The organism is Roseivirga sp., assembly GCF_049099775.1.
GTDB lineage: Bacteria > Bacteroidota > Bacteroidia > Cytophagales > Cyclobacteriaceae > Roseivirga.
Genome location: NZ_JAGDZM010000005.1, coordinates 187,518 through 198,533, shown reverse-complemented (window position 1 = coordinate 198,533; position 11,016 = coordinate 187,518). Strand labels below are relative to the sequence as shown.

The following is an 11,016-nucleotide window of genomic DNA, read 5'->3' as shown; positions in this document are numbered from 1 at the left end:
TCTCGTAAATCAGGCCTAGTTCATAAATGTCTACAGGTATTTCTGGGTCGTAAACCGTTTTTATTGCGGCAACCACTTCATCTCTCAAGTTCTCTTTAATTCCTTCAGCCATAAGACTTTAAACTTTTAATTACTCTGACTTTCCCTTTTAGCAGAATAGGCCAGACCATATATTTTCATTTGTTTCATCATAGCACCTAGACCATTCGAGCGCTGCGTGCCAATGAAACGATTTAAGCCAATTTTCTCAATAAAAAACAAATCAGCATCAACTACTTCTTGTGGTGTTCTATTAGACAAAATTCTAACCAGAATACTTACTAGGCCTTTGGTAATTGCGGTATTACTATCCGCTGCAAAGGCAATTTTGTCACCGTCTATTTTTGCATCCAACCACACTTTCGATTGACAACCTTTGACAATGTTGTCTTCAGTTTTTAATGTCTCTGGCATTGTCGGCAATTGATTACCAAGTTCCATGATGTATTCGATAGTCATTTCTAAATTTCCATCGAGCATAGAAAATTCTTCGGCTATCTCATCTTGTATGTCATTGACTGACTGACTCATGGCTATTTGAATTTACTAATAATGACTTTTAGTGCTTCAACAAAAGCATCAATTTCCTCTTTGGTATTGTAAACCGAAAATGAGGCCCTTGCAGTTCCTTCTATACAGTAATGATCCATTAGAGGTTGAGTACAGTGGTGCCCAGTTCTAACAGCAATTCCTTTTGCATCGAGCCACATACCTAAATCGAAGTGATGAATTCCTTCTACCTCGAATGAAATAACGCTTACTTTTTCTTTGGCCGTTCCTACAATGCGAACACCTTCAATTTGATTGAGTTTTTCAGTGCCATAAGTAAGTAATTCATGTTCGTAGGCCGCAATATTTTCTTTTCCGAGCTCATCAATAAACTCTATGGCTTTTTTTAAGGCAATTACGTTTGCAATATCAGGTGTGCCTGCTTCAAACTTGTAAGGAATATCGTTATAGGTAGTCTTTCCAAAGGATACATCCTTAATCATTTCTCCACCGCCCTGATAAGGTGGCATTTTCTCTAAAATAGATCGTTTGCCATATAAAACTCCCAAACCAGTTGGTCCGTACATCTTATGAGCAGAGAAGGCAAAGAAATCGACATCTAAGTCACGTACATCAACATTTAAATGTGAAGTTGATTGTGCACCATCCACCAGAACTTTGGCTCCAACTTTATGTGCAGCTTGGGTTAAAATCTTTACTGGGTTTACCGTGCCCAATGTATTAGAAGCGTGGTTGAATGCTACGAGTTTTGTTTTGTCAGACATCAGTTTTAAAGCCTGCTCTATTACAATATCACCATTTGCGTCAATCGGCATTACTTGTAGCGTAGCACCTCTTTCTTCGCAAATCATTTGCCAAGGAACAATATTGGAATGATGCTCCATGGTTGATATTAAAACTTCATCACCCGAATTCAGGAACTTTCTACCCCATGAACTGGCCACTAGATTGATGCTTTCTGAAGTCCCTTTTGTGAAAATAATTTCCTCAGCCTCGTTTGCACCGATAAACTGCTGTACAGCTTTACGGGTTTCTTCAAATGCCGAAGTTGCACGTTCAGCTAGTGTGTGAACACCACGATGAATATTGGCATTATCATGCTCGTAATAATAAGAGAGCGCATCAATTACCCTTTTCGGTTTTTGATTAGTTGCCGCATTATCAAAATAGATCAGTGGCTTACCGTTGACTTCTTGATGAAGTACAGGAAACTCTGATCTAATTTTTTGAATGTCTAATGTTTGATGCTTTACTATGCTTGACAAGGTTACACCTCCAGTCTTTTTGAAATTATATCTTCAACATATCGTTGAAGTGCTTCAATCTCTAAGTTTTCAATAACATCACTAGCAAAAGCATTAAGTAAAATAGCCCTTGCGTGTTCTTTTCTGATGCCTCGTGCTTGTAAATAGAACAAAGCATCTTTATCAAGTTGACCTGTTGTACAACCATGGGAACACTTTACATCATCAGCCCAAATTTCAAGCTGTGGCTTAGTGTTAACTGTCGCATCGTTGGTCAAAAGTATATTCTTATTCGACTGGAAAGCGTTTGTTTTTTGTGCTTCCTGTCTTACAAATATTTTACCGTTAAAAACACCTTTTGATTTATCGTTTAAGATGCCTTTATAGAGCTCGTTAGAATAAGAATTAGGCTCAATGTGATCTACAACGGTATGGTTATCTACATGGGTTTTTCCATTCAGTAGGTAGAGACCATTCATATATGCTTCACATCCCTCTCCATTCAATTTGATTTCAAGGTTGTTACGAACCATGGCACCATCAAGGGCTATTGTGTTCGCCGTAAAAGTGCTGTCTCTTTCTTGAGCAACAGCAACGTTAGACATGTGATAAGCGCCCTTCGTATCGTTCTCAATCTTGAAATACTTGGCATTTGCATTTTTGTCAACGAAGATTTCATTTACCACATTGGTGAATGATTTCTCATCACCTATAGTATCAAATTTTTCTATGATGGTGACTTGCGCTGACTTGCCAACAACTACAACATTTCTAACATTGTATATGGATTGGTTTTGGCTACTGTCGCCTAGAAAATGTAGTGCTATAGGTTTGTCGATTACAGCATTGTCTTCTACTTGAATAAAGAATCCATTTTGACTAAATGCCGTGTTTAACGCTATAAAAGCATCTTTTTCAGCATCTGCTTGCTTGCCAAAGTAACCTGAAAGCGTTTCGGTGTTGTCTTTAGTAGCGGTTTCGAAAGTACTTACTGTTAAACCTTTCTCATCAATTTTATCAGATAAATCTGCAATAAACTGACCATTTATAAACACACAATTGTAGGCATCGAGGTTTTCAATTTTAACACTCGAAATTGAATCTGCACTTACAGAATTAGCTTTATCAGGTGTATTAAAATTGATGTTTTTCTCTATAGCCTTAGTGAAGTTCGTAAACTTATACTCTTCGTCTTTAGGTGCTGGAAATCCATTCCCTTTTAAAATTTCAAATGCGTTTCTTCTAACACTATGGATAGAAGATTTACTTTGACCATTTAACCCCTTTTCGAAGTCGTTGAATTGCTCAAGTAGCGCATCAATAATTGACTGGCCTGCTAATTTATCCATGTCTTAAACAGTTGCGTCAGCTTCTTCTTTAATCCAGTCGTATCCTTTCGCCTCAAGTTCAAGTGCTAAGCTCTTATCACCGGACTTCACGATTCGACCGTTATATAATACGTGCACATGATCTGGCACTATGTAATCCAATAATCTTTGGTAATGCGTCACTACAATCGTGGCATTGTCTTGAGATTTTAATGCATTGACACCATTGGCAACAATTTTCAAAGCGTCAATGTCAAGACCAGAATCAGTTTCATCCAGAATGGCCAATTTTGGTTCTAGCATTGCCATTTGAAAGATTTCATTTCTCTTCTTCTCTCCACCTGAGAATCCTTCATTCAAAGACCTGCTTAAAAGAGACTGATCAATTTCAACCAATTTCATTTTCTCTTTCATCAATTTCAAGAAAGAAACAGCGTCTAAAGCTTTTTCGCCATGATGCTCGCGTACCTGATTAATCGCTGTTTTCATGAAGTTGGTAGTCGATACGCCAGGAATTTCTACAGGATATTGAAATGCTAAGAAAACACCTTCTCTGGCCCTCTCATCAGCATCCATATCTAATAGGTCATTACCCAAGAAATCTACATTGCCACCAGTAACTTCGTAATCCTCTCTGCCAGCTAAAACAGATGCGAGTGTACTTTTACCAGAACCATTTGGTCCCATGATAGCGTGAACCTCTCCAGGTTTAACTTCAAGGTTAATACCTCTCAGTATTTCCTTTTCTTCAATTCTTGCTTGTAAATTTTTTATGCTTAGCATCGCGATTGTAATTTCTAATTTTTTGATTTTGACTTTCTGATTAGTGAAGAGTGGGGAGCCAATCTCACTAGTGCTAGGAAGATATTAACCTACAGATCCTTCAAGAGTTAAGGCTAACAATTTTTGAGCCTCTACGGCGAACTCCATTGGCAACTGGTTTAATACTTCTTTTGCATATCCATTGACGATCAGCGCAACAGCTGATTCTTCATCTATACCTCTTTGCTGGCAATAGAAGATCTGATCTTCGCCAATTTTGGAAGTCGTAGCTTCATGTTCTACATGAGCCGTTTGGTTTTCAATATCTATATAAGGGAAAGTATGTGCACCACATTTATTACCCATTAATAAGGAGTCGCATTGAGAGAAGTTACGGGCATTTTCAGCGCGTTTCATAACTTTTACTTGTCCTCGGTAACTGTTTTGTGAAAAGCCAGCCGATATGCCTTTGGAAACGATTCTAGACTTGGTGTTTTTACCAATGTGAATCATTTTAGTTCCTGTATCTGCTTGCTGATGATTATTAGTGACAGCTACAGAATAAAACTCGCCTTGAGAATTATCTCCTTTCAATATACATGAAGGGTATTTCCAAGTAACAGCTGATCCTGTTTCAACTTGTGTCCAAGAGATTTTAGAATTGTCTCCTTCGCAAATACCTCTTTTGGTTACAAAGTTGTAAATACCGCCTTTACCATCTTTATCACCAGGGTACCAGTTCTGAACCGTTGAATATTTTACTTCTGCATCTTTTGCAGTTTTAATTTCTACCACTGCCGCATGCAATTGATTTTCATCACGCTGAGGTGCTGTACAACCCTCTAAGTAGCTTACATAAGATCCTTCGTCCGCTACAATCAGCGTTCTTTCGAATTGACCTGTATTGGCAGCATTTATTCTGAAATAAGTAGAAAGCTCCATCGGACACCTTACTCCTTTAGGGATGTAAGCGAAGGAACCATCGGAAAAAACTGCTGAATTAAGTGCCGCAAAGTAGTTGTCTGTCACAGGCACTACAGTACCCATGTGTTTTTTTACCAGTTCTGGGTGTTCTTTCACCGCTTCAGAGAACGAGCAAAAAATGATTCCCAGTTTACCGAGTGTATCTTTAAAAGTAGTGGCTACCGATACCGAATCGATAACAGCATCTACTGCTACTCCTGTAAGTCTTTTTTGTTCTGTAAGTGAAATTCCTAACTTCTCGAATGTTGCTAGTAATTCTGGATCTACTTCATCTAATGATTTGGGAGATGCGCCTTTTTTAGGGGCAGAATAATAGATCAAATCTTGGTAGTCGACCTTTGGGTATTTGACGTTAGGCCATTCTGGCTCCTCCATCTTTAACCAAGCTCTATAGGCATCTAAACGCCAATTAAGCAACCATTCTGGCTCTTCTTTTTTTGCCGAAATAAATCGAACAATCTCTTCGCTCAAACCTTTCGGAGCTTCATCAGCCTCAAGGTCTACAGTCCAGCCAAATTCATACTCTTTATTTGTGAATTCCTCTAAAATCTGGTCGTCGGTACTCATTAATTCTTATTTAGAATGATTTCAAATACAAAGGTACAACCTAAAACCTTAACTAAAGGTTTCAGCTTTCTTTTTTATTATGAAAGGCGTTTAAAAGGCGCTAGTATTTGGTGAGTGATTTCACTCCTGAAGGCTTATGCTTCGGTTCATTGTTTCCTCTAAAATCACAAAAGTTTCAGTGCGTTCTATGCCATCTACTTTTTGGATTTTATCATGTAAAATATCCTTCAGGTGATCTGTGCTCTTGGCATAGATTCTAACGAACATGCTATAATTACCAGTGGTGTAATGAATGGAAGTTATTTCTGCAATTTTAGCCAGTTGAGCGGCTACCTTATCGTATAGCGAACTTTTAGAAAGGAAGATGCCAAGAAATGAGCCTACAGTATAACCGAGTGCAGTGAGGTTTAGATCAAGCGAAGCCCCTTTAACCACACCCATTTTTTCAAGCTTATTCATTCTTACATGAACTGTTCCGCTAGAGACGAAAGCCTTTTTGGCTACTTCTGTATAAGGCTTTTTCGCGTTATGCTGTAAAAGAGAGAGGATTTTTAAATCAACGTTGTCAATTTCGTAATTATCGGGCATATCTTAAGATATAAAATATTGAATTCATAACAAAAATACCTAATAATTAATTAATCACTAATTATTAGCTTATATACTTAACGATATTTTAAAGAATGCGTTAGTTCTATTACATTTGAAACAGTTTCAAACGAGAAACAATTGAATAAGAACATAATGTAGGGTGATGAAACAGGCAGCCATGCCCTCCTTTCCCGGGGGTGGAGAAATAGAAATAAATCTAAACTACCGTTATGACTAATCTCTCTTTGAAGGTTCGACTCCTTCTCCTACAGCAAGCGCAATCATTTTTTTCGAGAACTTCACATGTTGGAGTTCTCGTTTTTTTTGAGCGCTCCTATAAAGCCCTAGGTTTGAAAATATCGAACAAGAGGATGTCCTCTTCTTCAGATGTCTTTCGAATTAATAAACCGTTAGGGGTGACTATTATTGAATTCATATCATAGACTGCTGACTTTTCGAAAGTCTTTTCACCGATGTAATTGAATTCATCATCGTATATCATTATTGAGAAGTCGAGGCCTTCGTATTTGGCACCGTTTTGTACATTTCTGAATTCATTAATTGAGTAAGGTAGTTTAGCTATTCTGTAGATGAGTTGGTTATAAGGGTCGGATATAATAGAATGATATTTAGATGTTGTGAAATTGTATTCATGAAATTCATTTGAGGCATAGATTTCTGCATTAACCTTCTTACCGAAACCTTTTAGTATGCCTACTTTTGGGTTTTTTAATTCGATGTAATTGATGTTTAAGTCTTGATCAACGGTCATTATTCTATGGTCAAGTGGGTAGCTGATTAGTAAAGTTCCATCTTGAGTAACTGTATTTGACGCTCGAAAAGAGTTGGCGTCTCCGAGTAAGGAAACATTGTGCTCACCATAAAGCTTAAACTCTTTTGGGATTCTTTTAGTCTTTTTGGTCTTGTCTAAAGGCAGTACTAACAAAGGTGAAGGGCCGTTGGGATACCATGAAATACGGCTAGTGAATAAAATTTTGTTTTCACGAATGACTAGTGAGCAAAGCGTAGTAAATTCAGCCACAGGGTACTCAGGTCCAAGTGACTCGATAGGTGCCTTCCAATAATTACGAATTTCGGCTTTTGAGTTGATTAAAAAGATTTTTTCTTGAACAATAGAGTAGATGAAAATCGAGTCTGGGCTAATAATTTTAAAGTTCTTTGGCGATCCGTCCATATCAATTAAAGCATCAGGTCCGTAGGTGTTTAATTTAATGGTTTGGGTCAAAGCCTTCTGATCAAGGGAAAGAATTTTTATGGAGTTATCAGGTTGGTTATAGTGGGCCAAAAAGTTTTCCTCTAGATATCGGAAGTATTGAAACTGAGGGCTTCTTTGGACACTCATTTTGTCTAAAGGCAATTCAATTGTTTTGGTAAAAGCCAACGACAGTCGACCAGGTTCTTCAATTTTATTTTCAGGCTGATTTTGGCAGGATAAGACTAAAAGAAATAGTAGAAGTAAAGAATTGCGCATGGTGTGTTTTTTAGTTGAATATCGGTTTAATCATTTACACTTTTTACCGTTAGGATGGATTTTTGAATTTCTAATCAATTCGAGGGGTAGTTAGACTGAAATAGCATAGCAGATCTCCTGATTATCTCTAGGTTCTTTTATATTTGGTGTTAGCCAAATTTAACTTCATGAGTACTACCCCTTGGATCGAAAACTACCCGAAAGGTATTCCATCAGAAATCGAGGCAGGACAGCCTGAAAATTTACTAGAACTTTTCAATCAAGCCTTTAAAAGCTTTGGCAGCCGAGAGGCTTTTGAGAATATGGGGAAGGTCTTGACCTACCAGGAAATAAATCTTCAATCGGAGTTTTTTGCCGCTTATTTGCAAAATGAGGTAGGTGTAGAAAAAGGGGATAGAATTGCGATTCAGATGCCCAACTGCTTACAATACCCAATTGCCTTAATAGGTGCCCTCAAAGCAGGTTGTGTTGTGGTAAATACCAACCCACTGTACACGCCTCGTGAAATGGAACATCAGTTCAATGATGCCGGGGTAAAGGCCATCGTAATCATTGCCAATTTTGCGCATAGCCTAGAGGAGGTATTACCGAAAACTAAAATTGAGCATGTTATTATTACAGAACTTGGTGACTTACTTGGTGGTATGAAGGGTAAGTTGGTGAATTTCGTGGTGAAACGTGTGAAGAAAATGGTGCCATCTTATTCGCTTCCTACTGCTAAGAAATTTAATGCCGTGTTAAAGGCCGGTGCTCGCATGAAGTATACTAAGCCTAGTGTGAGTTCTTCAGACACAGCCTTTTTACAATATACGGGTGGAACAACGGGCGTTTCTAAAGGTGCAACGCTTTCTCACGGGAATGTGGTTTCCCATACCATGATAATTACCAACTGGTTTACCCCTTTATTAAAAGAAGGTCAGACAGAACTGATGATTACGGCTATCCCGTTATATCACATTTTTGCATTGAATGTGAACGGTACTTTCATGATGCATATTGGGGCTAAGAATGTGCTAATCACCAACCCGAGAGATATGCCTGGGTTTATCAAGGAATTGAAAAAGCACAAGTTTACACTCTTTACAGGTGTTAATACGCTATTCAATGGCTTACTAAACCAACCGAATTTCAATGAAGTAGATTGGAGTCATTTAAAAGGGTCGATTGGTGGTGGAATGGCCGTTCAAGATTTTGTGGCTAAGAAATGGGAAGAGCAAACAAATTCTCCTTTGGTTGAAGGGTACGGACTTTCAGAAACTGCACCTGTAGCGAGTTGTAATCCGTTGGACGGTACGCATCGCATGGGTACAATTGGCTTACCATTGCCATCTACTGCGTTGTCGATATGCAATGACGAGGGCGAGCACTTGGCGCAAGGCGAAGTAGGGGAGATCTGTATCAAAGGCCCCCAAGTAATGAGCGGATATTGGAACAAAGACAATGAAGGTGTCTTCTTTGAAGGCGGATGGTTCAGAACCGGAGATATTGGTGTGATGGAGCCTGATGGCTTCTTCAAAATTGTCGATCGGAAAAAGGATATGATCAACGTGTCAGGGTTCAATGTATTCCCTAATGAGGTTGAGAATGTAATTGCCGATCATGCAAAAGTTCTAGAAGTAGCTGTTATTGGTATTCCAGATAAGCGATCTACGGAGTGCGTAAAAGCCTTTGTAGTAAAAAGTGACGAATCTTTAACTGAAGACATGCTTAAGGCTTTTTGCGAAGAGGAACTAACGGGTTATAAAAAACCGAAGCACATTGAGTTTGTATCTGAATTGCCAAAATCAAATGTTGGTAAAATCTTGAGAAGAAAGTTGAAGGAAATGGAAGAAGAAAGAGCAAGCTCCGAGTAGAGGCTTGCTTTATATATAGACCGACCTTTAATGTTTAAGTGCTGCTTGAGGCTCAGAATATTTACTTATTGTGGCCTTATAAGATTTTATTTAAAACGCAGATGCTATTCTCTGGTCGTTTAGCCTGAATACTGTTCTCAATTGCATTCTAGTTTTTACGGTTTTTCCTCCCTGCTGACCAGGTGTCCAATTAGGACCTTCCATTAAAACTCTTAGTGCCTCATCGCCACAACCGGCACCAACGCTTCGGACTAGCTCGAAATCTGTTAGCTCTCCAGTTTCTTGCACGATAAACGACACGTAAACATTGCCTTCTATGCCCATTCTTTTAGCCTCTTCCGGGTATTTAAGATTCTCCTTTAAATACTTATGATAGGCTTTCATTCCTCCGGGAAACTCAGGGCTTTGCTCCACAACCATGAAAACCTGGTCACTGTCAGAATTATCGTCGGAAACTACCCCTGCCACCTGAATATCAGTGCCATCGGGTTTTACATAAAGGTCCTCATCGGCACAAGCTGCAACGAGAGCAATTACTAGTAGTAAGCTTAGTTTTTTCATTGTATGTTGTTTTTTAACTAATTTATTAAATGTAAAACTAATATATTAGTTAATTATCGAATAAAAAAGGGTGTTGATAGAAAACACCCTGATATTCAGTGAAATATATTCTATGTTTTGCATGTCTTTACGCCAAAAATGGCATAGATAGGGCAGAAACTTATTAGACTTGTCACTGTAAATATACCTGCCGCAACAAGGGCAACTGTTCCCCAAAGACTCGTAACAGTGCCGGTAGCATACAAGGCTACCAATGCCGCTACAATGATGACTCTTACTACGCGATCTGTAGTTCCCATATTCTTTTTCATAGCAATTATTTTATGTTCTCGATTAAAATTGAAATTCCGAAAATGATGACTGCGCAAACCAGACATACTAGCAATAGCTTGATTACTTTGCTTTTCATAAGTCAAATTTCTGCGATAAAGCGGGAGAAAACAGTGACTTAAGTCACATTAGAGAAATTTTTTCCTTTCGGTTTAAAATGAAGCCTTCATTATCGAGCTTTTTCAGAACCCTAGAGATTACTTCTCGCGCTGTGCCTAAATCATTGGCAATTTGTTGATGGGTGACATGGACAGTGTTGCTATCGCTTAGTCTTGCCTTTTCTTTGAGGTAGTTCAAAAGTCTTGTGTCCAAGTTGTCGAAAAAGACCGCATTTATGGTGGACAGCAGATCTGTGTAGCGCTGGTTAGCTAGTTGATGGAAAAGTTGATTGAATTCAGGCGATGTGCTTATCAAACTTTCTAGGGCCGTACTTGGGATTAACAAGGCTGAAGTTGGTTCTTCTACGATGGCATAAACGGTACTTGGGTTTTGATGAAGTGCATGTATGAAGGACATCATGCAGCTTTCGCCCGGTTTAATGTAATAGAGTAAAAGGTCTTTGTATTCTCCTCGCGTTACCACTTTTACAAGGCCGGAAAGTAAAATGGGAACGGACTTTACATATTGTTCCTCTTTCAAGACTTCAAAGCCAATGGGTAAGTCTACTAATTGCCCAACTTTTGCTAGTTCTTCAGCCAGCAGAGTAAGGTTTTTAGGAAGCTGATTTTGCAATCTCTCGATGTTGATTTCCACGG

The 11,016-nt window shown here is 38.6% G+C and carries 12 protein-coding genes; 1 reads left to right on the top strand and 11 read right to left on the bottom strand.

Going from position 1 to position 11,016, the window contains the following annotated elements:
- From JXQ92_RS10490 to JXQ92_RS10455, 8 genes are all read right to left on the bottom strand, one after another.
- Positions 1-112 (bottom strand): iron-sulfur cluster assembly protein (locus tag JXQ92_RS10490; RefSeq protein WP_421986573.1); only part of this gene is annotated, 112 nt, incomplete at its 3' end.
- 14 nt (positions 113-126) lie between these two features.
- Positions 127-570, bottom strand: a complete 444-nt coding sequence (locus JXQ92_RS10485) for a SufE family protein (RefSeq protein ID WP_421986570.1) — start codon at positions 568-570, stop codon at positions 127-129.
- A 2-nt stretch (positions 571-572) separates the two neighbouring features.
- A complete protein-coding gene (locus JXQ92_RS10480) occupies positions 573-1,814 on the bottom strand; it encodes an aminotransferase class V-fold PLP-dependent enzyme (RefSeq protein ID WP_421986569.1) in 1,242 nt (413 codons plus the stop codon).
- 2 nt (positions 1,815-1,816) lie between these two features.
- Positions 1,817-3,142: a Fe-S cluster assembly protein SufD gene (gene sufD / locus JXQ92_RS10475; RefSeq protein ID WP_421986568.1), complete on the bottom strand. Its 1,326-nt coding sequence runs from the start codon at positions 3,140-3,142 to the stop codon at positions 1,817-1,819.
- Positions 3,143-3,145: 3 nt separating this feature from the next.
- Positions 3,146-3,904: a Fe-S cluster assembly ATPase SufC gene (gene sufC / locus JXQ92_RS10470; RefSeq protein WP_421986567.1), complete on the bottom strand. Its 759-nt coding sequence runs from the start codon at positions 3,902-3,904 to the stop codon at positions 3,146-3,148.
- An 84-nt stretch (positions 3,905-3,988) separates the two neighbouring features.
- A complete protein-coding gene (sufB, locus tag JXQ92_RS10465) occupies positions 3,989-5,434 on the bottom strand; it encodes a Fe-S cluster assembly protein SufB (RefSeq protein ID WP_421986566.1) in 1,446 nt (481 codons plus the stop codon).
- A 120-nt stretch (positions 5,435-5,554) separates the two neighbouring features.
- On the bottom strand, positions 5,555-6,022 hold the full coding sequence (locus tag JXQ92_RS10460) for an Lrp/AsnC ligand binding domain-containing protein (RefSeq protein ID WP_421986565.1): 468 nt from the start codon (positions 6,020-6,022) through the stop codon (positions 5,555-5,557).
- A gap of 337 nt (positions 6,023-6,359) precedes the next feature.
- On the bottom strand, positions 6,360-7,517 hold the full coding sequence (locus JXQ92_RS10455; protein WP_421986564.1) for a DUF4221 family protein: 1,158 nt from the start codon (positions 7,515-7,517) through the stop codon (positions 6,360-6,362).
- Between the two features lie 167 nt (positions 7,518-7,684).
- On the opposite strand from JXQ92_RS10455, the gene JXQ92_RS10450 reads away from it, so the two are divergent.
- The gene (locus JXQ92_RS10450; protein ID WP_421986563.1) at positions 7,685-9,370 is read left to right on the top strand and encodes an AMP-binding protein; all 1,686 of its coding nucleotides are present in this window, start codon (positions 7,685-7,687) and stop codon (positions 9,368-9,370) included.
- A 90-nt stretch (positions 9,371-9,460) separates the two neighbouring features.
- Here the strand turns inward: JXQ92_RS10450 and JXQ92_RS10445 are convergent, their stop codons facing one another.
- The 3 genes from JXQ92_RS10445 to JXQ92_RS10435 form a co-directional block, all read right to left on the bottom strand.
- Entirely contained in the window at positions 9,461-9,931 is a 471-nt protein-coding gene (locus JXQ92_RS10445; protein WP_421986562.1) for a TonB family protein, read from the bottom strand.
- A 110-nt stretch (positions 9,932-10,041) separates the two neighbouring features.
- On the bottom strand, positions 10,042-10,242 hold the full coding sequence (locus JXQ92_RS10440; RefSeq protein ID WP_421986561.1) for a YgaP family membrane protein: 201 nt from the start codon (positions 10,240-10,242) through the stop codon (positions 10,042-10,044).
- A gap of 142 nt (positions 10,243-10,384) precedes the next feature.
- The gene (locus tag JXQ92_RS10435) at positions 10,385-10,993 is read right to left on the bottom strand and encodes a Crp/Fnr family transcriptional regulator (protein ID WP_421986560.1); all 609 of its coding nucleotides are present in this window, start codon (positions 10,991-10,993) and stop codon (positions 10,385-10,387) included.
- Positions 10,994-11,016: the final 23 nt, after the last annotated feature.

Bases quoted from the DNA above. Each gene is read 5' to 3' on its own strand.
- JXQ92_RS10460 (WP_421986565.1), bottom strand. From the start codon at position 6,022: ATGCCCGATAATTACGAAATTGACAACGTTGATTTAAAAATCCTCTCT.
- JXQ92_RS10440 (WP_421986561.1), bottom strand. From the start codon at position 10,242: ATGAAAAAGAATATGGGAACTACAGATCGCGTAGTAAGAGTCATCATT.
- JXQ92_RS10455 (WP_421986564.1), bottom strand. From the start codon at position 7,517: ATGCGCAATTCTTTACTTCTACTATTTCTTTTAGTCTTATCCTGCCAA.
- sufC (WP_421986567.1), bottom strand. From the start codon at position 3,904: ATGCTAAGCATAAAAAATTTACAAGCAAGAATTGAAGAAAAGGAAATA.
- JXQ92_RS10485 (WP_421986570.1), bottom strand. From the start codon at position 570: ATGAGTCAGTCAGTCAATGACATACAAGATGAGATAGCCGAAGAATTT.
- JXQ92_RS10450 (WP_421986563.1), top strand. From the start codon at position 7,685: ATGAGTACTACCCCTTGGATCGAAAACTACCCGAAAGGTATTCCATCA.
- sufB (WP_421986566.1), bottom strand. From the start codon at position 5,434: ATGAGTACCGACGACCAGATTTTAGAGGAATTCACAAATAAAGAGTAT.
- sufD (WP_421986568.1), bottom strand. From the start codon at position 3,142: ATGGATAAATTAGCAGGCCAGTCAATTATTGATGCGCTACTTGAGCAA.
- JXQ92_RS10445 (WP_421986562.1), bottom strand. From the start codon at position 9,931: ATGAAAAAACTAAGCTTACTACTAGTAATTGCTCTCGTTGCAGCTTGT.